General features: G+C 55.4%; 15 protein-coding genes. All 15 read right to left on the minus strand.

Annotated elements, in window-relative coordinates; all coding sequences use genetic code 11:
- Window positions 1-61: 61 nt before the first annotated feature.
- The 15 genes from NI21_RS0115540 to NI21_RS0115610 all read right to left on the minus strand — a co-directional run bounded on the left by NI21_RS0115540 (window position 62) and on the right by NI21_RS0115610 (window position 16,389).
- Window positions 62-1,345, minus strand: coding sequence for a 2-hydroxyacyl-CoA dehydratase family protein (locus NI21_RS0115540; RefSeq protein ID WP_033127122.1), 1,284 nt, complete (start codon window positions 1,343-1,345; stop codon window positions 62-64).
- Window positions 1,346-1,460: 115 nt separating this feature from the next.
- Window positions 1,461-2,324, minus strand: coding sequence for a MurR/RpiR family transcriptional regulator (locus NI21_RS0115545; RefSeq protein ID WP_052084207.1), 864 nt, complete (start codon window positions 2,322-2,324; stop codon window positions 1,461-1,463).
- 1 nt (window position 2,325) lies between these two features.
- A complete protein-coding gene (locus tag NI21_RS0115550) occupies window positions 2,326-3,111 on the minus strand; it encodes an inositol monophosphatase family protein (protein ID WP_081958123.1) in 786 nt (261 codons plus the stop codon).
- 41 nt (window positions 3,112-3,152) lie between these two features.
- Window positions 3,153-3,953: a PHP-associated domain-containing protein gene (locus NI21_RS0115555; protein ID WP_033127123.1), complete on the minus strand. Its 801-nt coding sequence runs from the start codon at window positions 3,951-3,953 to the stop codon at window positions 3,153-3,155.
- A 48-nt stretch (window positions 3,954-4,001) separates the two neighbouring features.
- Window positions 4,002-4,838, minus strand: a complete 837-nt coding sequence (locus NI21_RS0115560; protein ID WP_033127124.1) for an energy-coupling factor transporter transmembrane protein EcfT — start codon at window positions 4,836-4,838, stop codon at window positions 4,002-4,004.
- A 1-nt stretch (window position 4,839) separates the two neighbouring features.
- A complete protein-coding gene (locus NI21_RS0115565) occupies window positions 4,840-6,543 on the minus strand; it encodes an ABC transporter ATP-binding protein (RefSeq protein ID WP_033127125.1) in 1,704 nt (567 codons plus the stop codon).
- 4 nt (window positions 6,544-6,547) lie between these two features.
- The gene (locus NI21_RS0115570) at window positions 6,548-7,393 is read right to left on the minus strand and encodes a hypothetical protein (RefSeq protein WP_033127126.1); all 846 of its coding nucleotides are present in this window, start codon (window positions 7,391-7,393) and stop codon (window positions 6,548-6,550) included.
- 259 nt (window positions 7,394-7,652) lie between these two features.
- A complete protein-coding gene (locus NI21_RS0115575; protein ID WP_207750765.1) occupies window positions 7,653-8,459 on the minus strand; it encodes a carbon-nitrogen hydrolase family protein in 807 nt (268 codons plus the stop codon).
- A 69-nt stretch (window positions 8,460-8,528) separates the two neighbouring features.
- On the minus strand, window positions 8,529-9,233 hold the full coding sequence (locus tag NI21_RS0115580) for a hypothetical protein (protein ID WP_033127128.1): 705 nt from the start codon (window positions 9,231-9,233) through the stop codon (window positions 8,529-8,531).
- Window positions 9,234-9,386: 153 nt separating this feature from the next.
- Complete coding sequence (locus tag NI21_RS0115585) at window positions 9,387-11,318, minus strand: ABC transporter ATP-binding protein (RefSeq protein WP_052084210.1); 1,932 nt, start codon at window positions 11,316-11,318, stop codon at window positions 9,387-9,389.
- Entirely contained in the window at window positions 11,311-13,044 is a 1,734-nt protein-coding gene (locus NI21_RS0115590) for an ABC transporter ATP-binding protein (RefSeq protein ID WP_033127129.1), read from the minus strand. Before NI21_RS0115590 ends, NI21_RS0115585 begins: the two co-directional genes overlap by 8 nt.
- On the minus strand, window positions 13,037-13,528 hold the full coding sequence (locus NI21_RS0115595) for a MarR family winged helix-turn-helix transcriptional regulator (RefSeq protein WP_033127130.1): 492 nt from the start codon (window positions 13,526-13,528) through the stop codon (window positions 13,037-13,039). Before NI21_RS0115595 ends, NI21_RS0115590 begins: the two co-directional genes overlap by 8 nt.
- A 206-nt stretch (window positions 13,529-13,734) precedes the next feature.
- Window positions 13,735-14,223 carry a VanZ family protein gene (locus NI21_RS0115600; protein WP_033127131.1) on the minus strand — a complete coding sequence of 163 codons (489 nt, stop codon included), beginning with the start codon at window positions 14,221-14,223 and terminating at the stop codon, window positions 13,735-13,737.
- A gap of 13 nt (window positions 14,224-14,236) precedes the next feature.
- Entirely contained in the window at window positions 14,237-15,709 is a 1,473-nt protein-coding gene (locus tag NI21_RS0115605) for an LCP family protein (RefSeq protein ID WP_052084212.1), read from the minus strand.
- Between the two features lie 116 nt (window positions 15,710-15,825).
- A complete protein-coding gene (locus tag NI21_RS0115610) occupies window positions 15,826-16,389 on the minus strand; it encodes an HD domain-containing protein (RefSeq protein WP_033127132.1) in 564 nt (187 codons plus the stop codon).
- Window positions 16,390-16,481: the final 92 nt, after the last annotated feature.

The raw sequence follows: 16,481 nt of genomic DNA on the forward strand, positions 1-16,481 counted from the left end.
TCAGCAAATCTTATTTTACTCTGAGGTATCTTTTTTTCTCAACCACCTTTCGTGGAATTCCCTATATTTGTATTATACAGGAAGCTCCTGTCCCGATCATCTCCAGAAACGCCTCCAGCCTTGTCTTGATCTGGCCGTCGTGACTGTTCCGCTTGTCTATGCCGTCCCCGTCAAGGATCAGCATGGGGATCCCCTTCTCCTGCATCTTCTCCTTCAGAAGGATGCTCCCGCCCGATGCCTGCTTGCAGCCCCAGTGACAGAAGTGGATGACTGCGTCAGGATGGAGTTCGTCCGCCAGCTGGCCGATCATCTCCGCCTTGTGGGCGTAGGAGCCGTTGTACAGGTTCCTGATGATCTTACCCGCGAGGGCCTCAAAGGGGTGTTCCGCATCCAGCTCATCCATGTAGTCCAGGATGATGTCGCTGGCAATGATCTGATACTCCTGACTGCTGTTGAAATACTCCTTCAGGCTCTCCTGGTAAAAGGGCAGGAGGTGGATCCACAGAATCTTTTTCCCCTGGAACACCGGCCCTTTTTGTATCTCCTCGTTCATGAATCGCAGCAGCTCCAGGAACTCCTTCGTGCCGATGAGCAGATGCATGCCCATCATCATGTAGAGATGGCTGATCAGCTCTCCCGGATAATAATAAATCTTCTGATAGCCAAAGAAACGCTTCAGTTCTTTCCTCGTCTCGTTCTCCGTGCGCAGGATGTCTTTCAGTTCCTCCTCGTCAAACCTGCGGCCAGTCCGGGACTCCAGCTCCCGGGCAAATTCCCGCAGCTGGTCCGCCAGGTATTGTACAGACTCCTCATCAGCGGCGTAGGGTACGTCCAGAAAGGTAAAGGGCACCTTTGCCTTCTTCTCCAGATAGCGGAAGGTATTCAGGTTGCCGTCGCAGGAGAGGGAGGTGGTCACCGCGTACTCGGGCCTTTGCACCACGCCGCTCTCCACGCCCCCCACAAAGGTCTTGTGGTAGGAGCACAGCGTGGGGGCGATGCCCATGTTCTGGGCGTAGTCGATAAAATAGTCCTCCAGATGATATCCGCTCATATAGCAGGAGAGACACTCGATGGACAGGGTGTTCAGGCCGAAGCACTGCATCAGCTCGCAGGGGGCGAAGATATTGCCCCACACGTAGCTTCCCTCTCTGCACAGCGAGTCCGATACCAGGCTCATCATCATGGTCTCCAGCCGGTGGTAGCCCTCGGATATATTTTTGTTGGGGAGGAGCTTCATCCTCCACTTGTTGGCCTTAAAGCCGAGGAGGATCTTGTCCCAGCTCTTCTCCGGGCGCCGGATGGCCTCCCCCCTTACGTGATCAATGTATTTATCTACGATCTGCATGTCTATCTCACCTCGTCTGTTTCGCCGCTGTCCGCCGCAGGCCTGGCAGGCAGATACAGCACAGCAGCTAAGTATAAAGTATAGCATATCTGCGCGCAAAAAGAAAAGGGCAGGACTACTCCTGCCCGGATTTTCCGTCTTCTTTTCCGTACAGCCTCCTGCCGTACTTTTTCTTCAGCTTCTGCAGCCGCATCAGTTTCTCCGCAGCCTTGGGCTGCATGCTGTCCGAAAGGGCCAGCACAAGGGCGTCTATGACCGCCACCGCGGAGGACATGGTGTGGAACTCCTCCTTCTCCCCCCGGTATACATACAGGTTCACATCCGCTCTCTGCTCCTGGGGAGCGTAGAGACGGCTCGTAAAAGCCAGGGTGGAGCAGCCCGCCTCCCGGGCATAGTCCAGGATCATCCGCCCCTCCTCCGACACCTTGGAGAAGCTGAAGAGGATAGCCAGGTCCCCCTCCCCCGCATGGGCGATGCCCTCCAGCACCTCGGAACCGCCGGAGGGGATGAGGGATGCCTGGAAGCCAAGGCGCCGCAGCCGGAAAAAGAGGAGCCTGGCCGCCGCCAGGGAGGCGTTCTTGGCGTGGATATAGATATTCCGGGCGCTGCCAATGCGCTGCACCGCCTCCTGGAACTGCCCCATGTCCAGCTGCTCCCTCGTCCTCTCGAGGCACTCCCGCTGGAAGTCAAACCAGTTCTCCACGTCAAAGCCCTGGTCCTTCATCAGGGTGCCTGCCAGCTTTCCGGCTGCGCCCTTGCCGGCTTTTTTCTGGATCAGGTCATTTTTCATCTCCTTGAAATCCCGGTATCCCAGATGTCTGGCGCACCTGGACACCGTGGCCTCGGACATGCCCAGCCGGCCCGCCAGCTGCCCGATGCTCATAAAGAGGAACTCATCTGTGTAGTCCTCCACAAAATCCATGATCCTCCGGTCTGATTTCGTATATTTTCCTTCCGCTTCCTGCGCTGAAGATCCCATATTACATCCCTTCCCTGTCACCGCTGTACAGCTTTCTATCCGTCTCATCCCCGACAAGCCCCAGGAGCTCCTCCCGGATGCCGGGCGTGCCTGCTGCCACCTGCCGCTCATCCGCCTGTATCCAGCCGCCTGCCTCCCGGAGGATCAGGCCCGCCGCCCCGTAGTCCCAGAGCTTCAGCCTCTCCTCAAAGAACCCGTCCAGCCTGCCGCAGGCCACGTAGCACAGCTCCAGCGCGGCGGAGCCCACCCGCCGGATGTCCTGGCACTGGTCATACACAGCACGCATTTTCCGAAAGCTCTCCTCCGCCCTCTCCCTGTGCCCCGGGGAGGTTCCTACAGCGATCAGGCACTGGGAGAGCTCCGCCGCTTTGCTCACAGAGACAGGCTTCTTATTGAGAAAGGCACCCCGCCCCTCCTGTGCCTCAAAGCATTCCCTTCTGTAGGGGTCATAGACAATGCCGGAGGTGATCCTTCCCCGCTCCGAGCAGGCCAGGGAGACGACACTGTGCTGGAAATCGTGGATGAAATTAGTGGTGCCGTCCACCGGGTCCAGGATCCACACCCGGCCGTTCATGTCCACGCCGCTGTTATCCTTCTCCTCCCCCAGGAACTGGGCGCCCGGGTCTATCCTGGAGAGCTCCCGGAAAATGAACTGCTGCACCCGCACATCCACCTCCGTCACATAGTCGGTGTGCCCTTTTTCTTTTATATGGTCCGCCCCCCTGCGGCCGGTCAGCTCTCTTCCCGCTGCCAGCACGATCTCCAGGGCCTCTCTGTGGAATTCCATCTGTCTTCCCTCCGTTTTCTGCCTCATACAGCCTGCCGGTCTTACACCGCGCAGGGCTCATCCACCAGCACAGACACGTAGTTGCCGCCGATGGCGTGTATCTCCTTCAGGGCCTTCTTCAGCAGCCCTGCCGTCCTCACCTGGAAGGCCGCGTAGTCCGAGACGCTGATCTCGTACCTGCCCGCCTTCATCTCCTCACAGAGATCATACACCGTCCGGACTTCTTTTTCAAATCCTGTTCGGATACAGCCGTACTGCACCGCCTGGTGAGTGTCGCTTCCGCCCACCATGGGGATGCCCAGCTCCTCCGCCAGGGCTCCTGTCTTCCTCCTGGTGCCCTCCTCGTCCTGGGCAATGTCCTTCCCGTTGAGGTCCAGGAAATCAAAACGCCGGAGCTGTTCCACAGGAAGTTCCGGTATGTGCCCTCCCTCCCGGAAGGGGTGCCCTGCCCCCACGATCACCGGGTACTCGTCAAAGAGATCCCGCAGCTTTGCAAAGGGAAGGAAGCGCCCCTTCTCCTTGTAGGGCTCCAGCCGCCGGTTCAGCTCCAGGATATCCTCCGGCTTTCCGATGGACAGGACGTGGCCGCCCTCCGCAATGTCCGTCTCCATGCCCGCGAAGATGCGCAGCCCGTCACCGGTCACCAGGGTGTCCCCCTGCCGCTCACAGGAGGACAGCAGATAGCCGTAGAGCTCGTCAAACTGCAGCGTGTTAAAATGCTCGGTGAGACAGAGGGCATGAAGTCCCGCCCTGCGGGCCTCCCCAAAGAGCCAGTCTGTGTAAACAGTGGAAAACGGCAGCTTTTTTGCCAGTTTCCCGTGGGTGTGAAAATCTATATACATCTTTCTTCCTTCTTTCTTCCGCTTTCATTCATGCAGGTCCATACAGGCCTATACGAGGGTGCCCGCAAAGATGACGACAGCCATCCAGAGAAATGACACTGCCAGGAACAGCAGGTCATCGTAGGTGACCTTCAGGGTAGCCAGCTTCATTTTCTTCACCTCTTTATTCACCGCCGCATACCGGTAGCCCTTGATCTCCAGCGCCTCCACCGTAGTCCGGGAGCGCTTTGCCGTGTTCAGCATGAGGGGGTAAAAGGAGTGGATGATCACCTGCACCTGGTAGACCAGATACCGCACCTTTCCCGCAAGGGTGTCATGCTCCGGCGCGTTTCCCCGCAGGCGGTAGGACAGGAGCACATTCTGGAATTCCTCCATCAGCATGGGCAGCATCCGGTATGCGTAGGAGATGGAAAAGGACAATTTCTCCGGGCACCCGAACCACATCAGGCCGTTGGAGAGCCGGTCCGGATCCAGCCCTGAGAACACGGTGATGGACGCCAGGGACACGCTGGCCACCTTCAGCGTCAGCACCAGAAGGGGCACCACGGTCTGTGCGTTTCCCCCAAAGAGGAGGGACACTACAAAGAGATAGCCGGTCTGGGAAAATACTCCCAGACAGAACAGGACCAGCACCAGGGGCGCCACCTTTGCCATGACTGTGGTAACTGCCACAAGGACAAAGCAGCCCAGCAGAAAGGGCAGGTCGTCCACAAACCAGGGCGCCAGGGCAAAGAACACATACCACACAAGGAGGATCCTGGGGTCTCTCTTCGCGATAAATGTGTCGTCATTGCCGTAGGCATTTTTCAGCACCTGGTTCCTGAGAAAATCCATGGACAGCTTGTCCAGTATGTTTTCCGACAGTTTCTTCTTTATACTTTGCATTTTACTTCACCCTTTCAAATCCCTGCACAAACTCATCAATGGTGTAGCAGAAGGCCCTCTCGTCCAGTGCCTTTCCCATCTGAAAGATTTCCGGCGGGCGGATGCCCACCTGTTCCACCACTTCCCGGTTCCCGAAGACCTCGTCCCTGGTGCCGTCCGCAAGGACCCTGCCGCCGCAAAGGACGATGATGCGCTCGGCCCACTCGCAGACAAGCTGCATATCGTGGGTGGCGATCATAACTGTGTCCGTGATCTCCTTCATGTCTCTGAGTGTCCTCATGATCTCTTTTCTCGTCGCAATGTCCAGATTGGCCGTGGGCTCGTCCAGGAGCAGGATCTCCGGCTGCAGCGCCACGCCGATGGCAAGGCTGGCCCGGCGCATCTGGCCCCCTGAGAGGAGACGCCCGTCCCTGTCCTTCAGCTCTGTCAGGCGGAACCGCCGAAGGAGTTCTTCGGTCCGCTCCTGCCAGCCCTCCTCATTTCTCACCTTCATGGCGTAGGCTATGTCCGCCTCTATGGAGTCCTTGATAAACATGTCCTCCGGGTTCTGGTAGACTAAGGAGACATACCGGGAGAGCTTCTCCGGCCTGGTGTCTCCCACGCTCTGTCCCTTCAGCATGACCTTTCCATCCGAGGGCTTTAAGAGCCCCACCATCAGCTTCATCAGAGTGGATTTGCCCGCGCCGTTGGAGCCAATGAGGGCGATCTTCTCGCCCTTGTACAGCTTCAGGTCAAGGCCGCTGAAGATCTGCTTCGGCTGCCCCTTCACGGAGCGGTAGGAGACAGACACGTTTTCGCAGGAAACCGTCTCCTTCCTCTCTCCAGCGGGGGAAGGCTCCCCACAGTTCTCTTTTCTGCCGGTATAAATGAAATCGGCAAACGTCTTCCGGCCCTCTTCCACAGTGGAAGGCAGCTTTCCTCCCTCTGCCAGCCGGCCCTCTGTTCTCAGCCTGTAGGCAGCCCGGGTCACCTGGGGCGGAAAAATATCGCTCTCCTCCAGCTCCTCCACCCTCTGGAGGGCCTCCCCGACGGGCAGTTTCCACTTAATTTTCCCATCCTTCATGAGCACTGCGTGCCTGCAGTAGTTCCCGATATATTCTGTGTGATGCTCGATCACGATGATCGTCTTGCCGTGCTGCTCATTCAGCTCTTTTAATATCTCGTAAATGGTATCCGCGTGATGGGGGTCCAGCTGGGCGATGGGCTCGTCCAGGATCAGCACCTCAGGGCTCAGGGACAGGGCTCCGGCCAGAGCCAGGAGATGGGTCTGACCGCCGGAGAGCTGCCAGATATAGTCCTGTTCCCTGCCGGAGAGTCCACACTTTTCCAGGGCCTCCATTCCTCTCTCCCTGTAGTCCTTTATCGCGTAGTTCATGCAGGCATAGGAGGCGTCATCCAGCACGGTGGGGCGGACGATCTGATTTTCAAAATCCTGGTACACATAGCCCACCTTCCGGGCCAGGGTCCCGATATCCGACTCTCTCGTTTCGATGCCGGCCGCACGCACGCTCCCCTCAAAATCGCCTGTGATAAAATGGGGGATCAGGCCGTTCATGGCCTTGCAGAGTGTGGACTTTCCGCAGCCGTTATTTCCGATGATTGCCACAAAATCTCCCTGCTCTATCTCCAGGTCCACGCCTTTTAAAACAGGGGCCTTGGCCCCCGGATAAGAAAATTTCAGGTCTTTGATCTCAATGACATTCATGCCCCTACACTCCCTGCGTCGCATTGGAGGACTCTGCCCTCTTCTTCATAACAGCCAGCACGATGACAGCCACCACAGCAGCCACGATCATCCCGGCTGCCAGCGCTGTGCCGCTTCCGGCCCAGTCCGCCTCCCAGTCGATGAGGGACATGCCGCTCTCTGCCAGCATCTCCGCACAGACGGCCACGGCAAATGCCACCAGCGAACCGAGGACTACCTTCGCGTTTACTGCGCCCAGGGCCGTCTCCTTTGTCCTGGGCCTCATGCCGATCAGAGGCTCGATCTTCCCGTAAAGCCTGGGCACAAGGAACAGCGTCGGGAGCATGCAGAACAGGATGCCCGAGAAGACCACGTCATTGAGGCAGGCAAAGCCCTCTGTGGCGAACACGCTCTGGGGAAGTCCCGGAACCGCCTCAAAATCCTGTACCGCAAACTGTACCTTCAGGATGTCCACGATCATGCCCAGCACCTGCTGGATGATAACGCCGCTGATAGCTGCGATTCCCACCATTTTCCGGTTTCTGGGGTCTCTCACCATTCTCCCCGCAATGTACACACCGATGGTCACTGTGATGAATTTCTCCAGCTCTCCCAGTCCTCCGAACTGTCCCAGCATGATCTCGCTGAAGACAAGCTCGCCGGTAGCTGCGCCAAGGGCTGCTGACATAGGATCAAACAGCATGGCCAGCACCAGGGGGATGAACAGGAAATACTCCACTGAAAATTCCACGATGCCCACCTGGATAGATGGGATGAGTTCTGTAAATAAAGTTGCCAGTCCGTAAAGGGACATTGTGAGCACAAACACCATAAGCTTCTGTGACTGCGTCGCATTCTCTCGCTTTGCCATTTTTTCTTACCTCCTGATAACGTTCTTTTTGATGATCACTGTTTCTCATCTTCTACGCTGTGTATCATATCAAGAGTAGGTTAAATATAAGATCACGGCACCGTAAAATGTAAGTTAATTTTCATTTTTAATCAAATAATGAAAATTATTTCTACACGAAGAAAAAGGGAGCCCTCTCTCAGGCTCCCTCGTCATCTGTCCGTTACTATCTGCTCACTGCTCCCGTTCACTGACTCCTGTTTGATGTCATCTACCCTGTTCAGCGGTATACTTCCTCCCGCCTGGCGGACAGAAGGGGCAGCTCTGCGCGCACCTTGTCCGCATAGGAGAGGTCAATGTCATGGACCATCACACCCTCCCGCTCATCCATCTCCTCTATCACATCGCCCCAGGGGGAGACGAGGAGTGTATGCCCCCAGGCCACGTAGCCCGCCTCCCGGTCCCGGGCACAGGAGGTTCCGGCCACAAAGCACTGGTTGTCCACCGCCCGGCTCCGGAACATCAGCTCCCAGTGCGCCGGACCTGTGGTCATATTGAAGGCCGCCGGCACAAGGATCAGCCTTGCTCCATCGAGGACCATTTTCCTTGCAAGCTCCGGAAACCGGAAGTCAAAGCAGATGCACAGCCCCACCTTCCCGAACTCTGTGTCAAATACCGTGCACTTATCCCCCGGCGTCAGCGTCTCCGACTCTTTAAAATGCTGTCCTCCCTCCACCTGGATGTCAAACATGTGGACCTTCCGGTGCTTTCCGATCTGTCTGCCCGCCCGGTCAAACACATAGGCTGTGTTGTAGACTCTGCCTTCTCCGTCCCGCTCCGGCACAGACCCGGCCGCCAAATAGACGCCGTGCTTTTTCGCCAGACGGCTCAGCTCCCTCCAGACAGGGCCGCCCTCCGGCTCCGCGTAGACGGGGAACAGCTTTGTCTCATAGGGACAGCAAAACATTTCCCCCAGCATGACCAGGTCCGGCTTCCGCCAGGCCAGCTCCTCCATCTGTCTGTCCAACTGTTCCAGGTTCTTCATTTTGTCACTGTACACGTGTGACTGTATCTGTGCGATTTTCATACCATTCACCCCTTTCCAGGACTGCTGCTCGCCGCCAGACTGCTCCCGGCAGCTTTTCTGAGCTTACCGTCATACCCTCAGCCACTCCTCGACCACAGCAGGCTCTTCTTCCACTGCCTGAGCAATCTGTTCCGCTGTCATGCCCATTTTCACAAGATTGAGAGCTATAGCCCGCTTTTCTTCCTGCCTTTCCTTCTGTATTCCCTCCTCTCTACCTTCTTGTCTTCCCTCTTCCCAGGCCTCTTCTCTCTCCTGCCTTATATGTCTTGCCTGATCATACTCATATATACTCATCCTCTTTGCCTCCGCTCGATATTTCCTCAAAAAATCCTCAAGGATCCCCTCCCGGATACATTCCGTGATCGTTCGCCCTACCGCCTCTTCTATGGGCATCTCCGCGGCATACCTTCTTATGCGGGCCGTATACTGGGCATAATCTGCCAGGGTCTTGCACGCCCTCATAAGCTCCGGATTATGGCCTGCGTTGATGTTCAGCATCATCTTTTTTCTTCCGTACAGATTTTCGTTTTTCGTCAGATCCGCATACAGATCTGCCAGATACAGAAGCATCCGCAGCGGAAGCTTGGGGCTGTAGGTGGACTGGTGCTCGTACAGGGAGAGCCGGGAGTCGATCACAAAGGACAGGTCATTCTTGATGGCCATATAGATCGCGTTCTCCAGCGTGTTGACGTTCAGCGCCCCGGGATCCTTATACTGTTTCCCGCTTACCGCATTATAGAGTCCCAGCAGCTCCTTCTTGTCGCTGAACAGCATGGTAGTTTCTTTTAGATCTTCTTATCAGACTTACAGACACGGCAGACGCCGCAAAAGAAAAAAACTGCCAGAAATATAATACTTTGCATATATAGTAGCACATATTTCTGGCAGTTTCCATAAGCTTTTTCTTTTTATAAAATTTCTCTTTCCCTACGACAGCTCCAGCTTCCCTGTATACAGCTGATAGTAAGTACCCTTCTGGGCCAGCAGGTCCTCGTGGGTACCCCGCTCGATGATGCGGCCGTGCTCCAGCACCATGATAGCGTCGCTGTTGCGGATGGTGGAGAGCCTGTGGGCAATGACAAACACGGTGCGCCCCTTCATCAAGTTATCCATACCCTTCTGCACGATACTCTCAGTTCTTGTGTCGATGCTGGAGGTCGCCTCATCCAGGATCAGCACCGGCGGGTCAGCCACGGCTGCCCGGGCAATGGCAAGGAGCTGCCGCTGTCCCTGGGAAAGCTCCTCCCCGTCGCTGGTGAGCATGGTGTCATAGCCGTGAGGCAGCATGCGGATAAATCCGTCCGCATGGGCCAGCTTCGCCGCGTTATATACTTCCTCATCTGTGGCGTCCAGCTTTCCATAACGGATGTTGTCCATGATGGTGCCTGTGAACAGGTGGGTATCCTGGAGCACAATGCCGAGGGAGTGGCGCAGGTCCGCCTTTTTGATCTTGTTGATGTTGATGCCGTCGTAACGGATCTTGCCGTCCTGCACGTCGTAGAACCGGTTGATCAGGTTGGTGATGGTGGTCTTTCCGGCTCCTGTGGATCCCACAAAGGCCAGCTTCTGTCCCGGCTTCGCGTAGAGGGTCAGGTCATGGAGCACCATATGGTCCGGCTCGTAGCCAAAGGACATATCAAAGAACCGCACGTCTCCCTTCAGCTCCGTGTAGGTGACAGTGCCGTCCGCCTGGTGGGGATGCTTCCACGCCCACATGCCGGTGCGCTCCCTGCACTCCTCAATAGTGCCGTCCGCCTTCTTTCTGGCATTGACCAGGGTCACGTAGCCTTCGTCCACCTCCGGTGCCTCATCCATCATGTTGAAGATACGCTCCGCTCCTGCCAGAGCCATGATGATGGAGTTGAACTGCTGGGCCACCTGCATGAAGGGCTGGGTAAAGCTCTTTGTGAACTGCAGGTAAGAAGCCATGACGCCCAGGGTGATGTTGCCGATGCCCATGACGGAGAGGAAGCCGCCCAGAACTGCCGTCAGCACGAACTGGAGATTGCCGATGTTTCCGATGATGGGGCCCATGATACTGGCAAAGGTGTGGGCGTTTGACGCGCTCTCGAAGAGCTTCTCGTTCAGTGCGTCAAACTCCTCCTCGGATTTCCTTTCGTGGTTGAACACCTTGACCACTCTCTGGCCGTTCATCCGCTCCTCCACAAAGCCGGTGATGTTTGCCAGGTCCAGCTGCTGCCGGACAAAATATTTGCCGCTGTTGCCGCCGATGAAGCGGGACACGGCGATCATCAGAAGGATGACCACAATGGCCAGCAGCGTCAGAATGGGGCTCAGCACCAGCATGGCGATAAAGGTGACAATGAGCATCAGCGCTGACATGAGCACCTGAGGGATAGACTGGTTGATCATCTGCCTCAGAGTGTCCGTGTCGTTCGTGTAAAGGCTCATGATCGAGCCGTTTGTATTCTGGTCAAAATAGCGGATCGGCAGAGTCTGCATATGCTCAAACATCTCATCCCTGACTCTCTTGAGCACGCCCTGTCCAATGACCACCATCGTCCTCGTGTAGAGGAAGGTAGCCACCACGCCCAGTGCAAAAATGCAGGCCAGCACAGTGAGGGCCATATAGAGCTCAGAGAAATCCGGATCCTTGTGGCCGATCAGCGGGATGATAAAGTCATCCAGCAGATAGCGCAGAGACAAGGAGACTGAGATGCTGGCAATGGAGCTGATCAAAATGCAGAACAGCACCAGCACAAACTGAACCTTGTAGGTGCTCGTCACATAGCCCAGGAGTCTCTTTGCTGTCTTCAGTGTATTCTTTGTAACTGTGGGCTTACCGCCTCTTCCGTTTCCGGCGCCGCTGCCCGCGTTGGTGTTTGCGCTGTTACTCATTTTCCGTTCCTCCTTTCACCTGTGATTCGTATACCTCGCGGTAAATTTCGTTTGTCTTCAGAAGCTCCTCGGATGTTCCGATGCCGTTGATCTGACCGTTGTCCATAACGATGATCACATCCGCATCCTCCACGGAGGAAATCCTCTGGGCGATAATGATCTTCGTCGTGTCCGGGATCTCCTCCCGGAAGGCCTTGCGGATCAGGGCGTCTGTCCTTGTGTCCACAGCGCTTGTGGAATCGTCCAGGATCAGGATCTTGGGCTTCTTGAGGAGGGCTCTGGCGATACACAGTCTCTGCTTCTGTCCGCCGGACACGTTGTTTCCGCCCTCCACGATCATGGTGTTGTAGCCTGCCGGGAACTCGCTGATAAATCCGTCCGCCTGGGCCAGACGGCACACTCTTCTCACCTCTTCATTGGAGGCCTTCTCATCGCCCCAGCGGATATTTTCGTAAATACTTCCTGTAAAGAGGACATTTTTCTGGAGCACCATGGACACCTGGTCACGGAGCTTCTCCAGATTATACTTGCGCACATCCTGGCCGCCCACCTTCACACAGCCCCGGGTTACGTCGTAGAGACGGGGGATGAGCTGCACCAGCGTGGACTTGGCGCTTCCGGTTCCGCCGATGATGCCCACGATCTGTCCGCTCTTAATATGAAGGTTCACATCCTTCAGGGACAGGTTGCCGTCCTCGCCTGCGTAGCTGAAATCTACGTGTTCAAAGTCGATATCTCCGTTTGCCACCTCTGTCAGGGCATCCTCCCCGTCCACCATCTCCGGCACTTCCTCCAGCACCTCCTTGATACGGTCAGAGGACGCCTCGGCGATCATGATCATGACAAAGACAAAGGATACCATCATGAGGGACATGAGGATCTGCATGGCGTATACCATGATACTTGTCAGCTCGCCAGTCATCATAGTCCCGAGGACAATATCCTTTCCGCCGATGAGGACGATGAGGAGAACCACCGTGTACATGACAAAGTTCATGACCGGTGAGTTCCAGGCCACCAGCATCTCCGCCTTGGTAAACAGCTCAAATACCTTCTGTGATATCTTGTGGAATTTGCCATTCTCGTGGTCCTCACGGACGTAGGCCTTCACCACCCTGGCCGCGTTCACGTTCTCCTGCACAGTATTGTTCAGCACATCGTACTCGTCGAACACCTGGATGAAATGCGGATGTGCCTTTTTGGCGATCAGCATCAGAACGCCGCCCAGGATAGGGATTGTGACCAGCATGAGGAACGCGATCTTCAGGCTGATGGTGGCGGTCATGATCCAGGACAGCACCACCATGATAGGCGCTCTTGCCAGCATACGGATAGTGAACATGAATGCCATCTGCACGTTGGTGATATCTGTCGTCAGCCTGGTCACAAGGCTGGACGTTGAAAAATGATCAATATTTCCAAATGAAAATTCCTGGATCTTATAAAAGATGTCATGCCGCAGGTTCTTGGCATATCCGGCAGCCGCGACGGCAGCCACCTGCCCCGCCTTGGCGCCAAAGGCCAGCGACAGCATAGCCATGATGACAAGGACGATGCCCATCTTTATAATGTAATCCATGTCTCCTTCCATAATTCCGATGTCAATGATGTTTGCCATCAGAAGCGGGATCAGCACTTCCAGCAGCACCTCCAGCGTCACCAGAACAGGTGCCAGGAACGCCTGCTTCTTGTACTCCCGCACAGATTTCAGTAGTTTCCTATTCATCTGACTCTCCCTTTCTTTCCATACTTAGTTCCGTTTCCTTCTGCTTTTCTCCGCAGGTCAGATTGGAGGATATCTGCTTCAGCACGCGCACAAACACCTTCATGTCTTCCTCCGAAATGCCTTTTCTGATCTGCGCCTCTCTCCTGCGGATATTTGCCAGCAGCTTTCCCCGCAGCTTCAGGGCCTTCTCCGTGGGCACGATCCTCTTCAGTCTGGCATCCTTCTTCACCGGCTCCCGGTAGAGATAGCCCTTTTTTTCCAGAAGCTGAAGGGTTCCCGTAGCCGTGGACCTGCGGACCTTGAACTCCTTTTCCAGATCTCTCTGGAAAAGATCCCTGTGCATGGTTTCAAGCAAAATAAAATGCAGAATGTGTTTCTGCATGTTGGTGAGATCGTCCTGTCCTGGCTGCTGATCCTCGCAGGACATCTGTCTCTTCAGTTGATGGGAAACACGGTTGATCCACTTTCCTGCATCTTCCCCCATGACTCCATCCTTTCCTAATTAAATATTATGTTGTTCGGTTACTAACAATTCGGGAACTAACAATATATTATATACGAATACACTATGATGTCAACAGTATTTTTGTAAAAAACATAGAAACAAAATGTAAGATTTTTCGTGAGAATTGCGGGCAAAAAAATGCCGCGTCCATAGACACGGCATCCGAAGGGTAGTCTGCCCTTCCGTTAAATTATATTTTCTTTTTTCCTTCTGATTTTCCATCTCCTGACAAGCCACACAGCACCTATGTAAAGAACTGCCCCCGCCAGAACTCCGCAGCTGTCCAGCAGCACATCCGACAGCTGGCCGCTGCGTCCCGGGACAAAGAGCTGATGGAACTCGTCCGTGGCCGCGTAGAGAATTCCGCTGCCTGCTGCCAGGAGAAAATGTTTTCTTCCCCACAGTCCCCAGGAGGCGTACATGCCTCCAAAGAGGATTCCCAGCACTGCGTACTCCGTGGCGTGGGCGCTCTTTCGCACAAAATGGTCTATCCGCTCCGCAAAGGCGTCCTGCTGCTGCGGCGTCCACTCCCGGAAGTCCTCTACAAACAGCTCGCCCGCCAGATATCCCACGGACCGACTCATGTGTGCAGACTCATCGGCTGTCTTTGCAGAGAACCAAAAGGTAAGGCACATCCACAGGAGCACTGCCAGCGTCCATATATTTTTCTTCATATGTTCTCCGATCCTACTGTCCTGCCAGCACCTGCTGCATTTTTTCCGCGATAGCGCTGACTGAGGCCATATCCGGCTGCATGACATAGAGGAGCTGACTGCCCGATGAGAAACAGCTCTGTGTGTCCCCGGTACCTGTGACCGCAGCGGACTCAATGCTCCAGCCGGAGGGGTCTGCGATCTGCATACGAATAAACTCCGCCATCTCCTCCCGGGTCATGTTGGTCTGCACGGACTGGCTCACACCCGCCAGGATCTGATCCGCATTCCGCAAGATAGCCGGCGACATGGCCTTCTGGAGAATGGCTGTCAGCACTGCCTCCTGGTTCCTGCCCCTCTGGTTGTCCCCGTCCTCAAAGCTGTAGCGCTCTCTGGAGAAGGCAAGGGCCTGCTCTCCGTTCAGGTGGTTACTCCCCTGGACAAACTGGTACCCCCTCGCCTCAAAGGCGTACTCTGACTGCACGTCTATGCCTCCCAGGGCGTCCACGATGGTGATGAGGGAGGTAAAATTCACCCTGGCATAGTAGGTGATGTCTATCCCGTAGAGGCTCTCCAGGGTAGCCATGGAGACGTCCACCCCATAAATGCCCGCGTGGGTCAGCTTGTCCCGGGCCTCCCCCGAGACGCCCGGCAGCTGGAGGTAGTAGTCCCTGGGAGTTGTGGTGAGAAGGATCTTCTTTGTCTCCGGGTTGACAGTCATGATGATGTTCACATCGCTCCGACTGTTTGTGGAGATGTCGCCGGACACATCAATGCCGCTGATGTAAATGTTAAAGGGCTCCCTCACATCCGCCTCCTCATTTTCAATGGGGGTGTTGATGCCGTACTGGTAGAGCACCCTCACCTGGTCTGAGTAGTCCTCGATGCTCTCCCCGATTACCGCGTCAAAGGCCTGGTTGTAGATCAGCGCGTTGACATTTCCGTCCAGAAGGGCCTGGGCCATCTCCAAAACTGAGCCATACTCCGTCACATTAGGCTCTCTTCCGATATTGTCCTTCACATCCTCCACCATTGTGGACGTATTTTCCTGATCCAGCGCGCTCTGGGTCCCAAAGCGGTAATTTCTCGCGTCCGCCAGGAGCTGGGCCGGGTCATCCTTTTTGACCACGACCACCATATTGTCCGTCTTGTAGTCCGCTCCCCCCACGTCCGCCAGCAGGCGGTCTGCCTTGTACAGGTAGACCGCGCCGAACACCAGGACGGCGCTGATCAGCAGGGACAAGACGATTCCTGCCAGATGGATCCTGCCTTTTACAAACTGAAGGCCCATTGTCACGGCCTCCAACACCAGGAGGACTAGTCCCAGGGCCACTATATAGGCAACCGGGATCAGCCCGCCCCTCCAGAGAAGGGCAAGGAAAAGGACCGAGATTATCAACTGAATTCCGGCAATGGCAATGCCCACAGAATGCACTCTCTTTTTCTCTTTTTTGTTAACTAGCCTGTCCCTCCTGTAGGGCTCGTGGTATCCGCGGTTGTATCTCATTACTCAAATCTCCTTTGTGTTATTTCTTCTGATAGTATGCATCATTTTCCGGACGTCATACTTTTCCGGACATGATATCACCGTATGTCACATCTTTCGGAAAATCATATGCTACATTACAACCCCAGCACATCCGCGATGGCGCCCATCTCCTCCAGGGCAATGTCGATCAGATCGTCCAGAGAAAGACCGGTAAATTCGATCATCTCCATGTAGTCCCTGTTGGCTCCCTTGGCAAAGCGTGCCTCGTTAAAGCGCTTCAGTACGGACTTGTGCTTTACACTGGCAATCTTTTTGTCAGGATAGATCTGGGCTACAGCCTTGATAAATCCGCTCATGGGGTCTGCCGCCAGGACAGCGTACTGGAGGTTGGTCTTTGCCTTCATGCCGCATTTCGGATTGTGTGCCTTGATGGCGTCAAAGAGCACCGGGTCGTCGATGCCCTCCTTTTTCAGTATCTCGACAGATGTGGGACCGTGGACGCTCATGTCGTGCTCCCAGTCGCACTGCTCCTCGTCCAGGTCGTGGAGAAGTCCCACGATCCCCCAGTACTCCACCTGCTCCGGCGCCAGACGCTTGGCCAGGCCCTTCATGATGGCCTCCACCGCGTAGGAGTGGGTGATGTAGTTTTCTCCCTTCATGTATTTCATCAGAATGTCATGTGCCTGCTCTCTGCTCATTGTCGCTTCCTCCCTTATGGATTTTTTCTTGATTTTCTGATATGGATTTTTTCCCTGTGTTCTATCTTAACATATCCGCTGGGAAATGGCAA

The organism is Eubacterium sp. ER2 (genome assembly GCF_000765215.1).
GTDB lineage: Bacteria > Bacillota > Clostridia > Lachnospirales > Lachnospiraceae > Claveliimonas > Claveliimonas intestinigallinarum.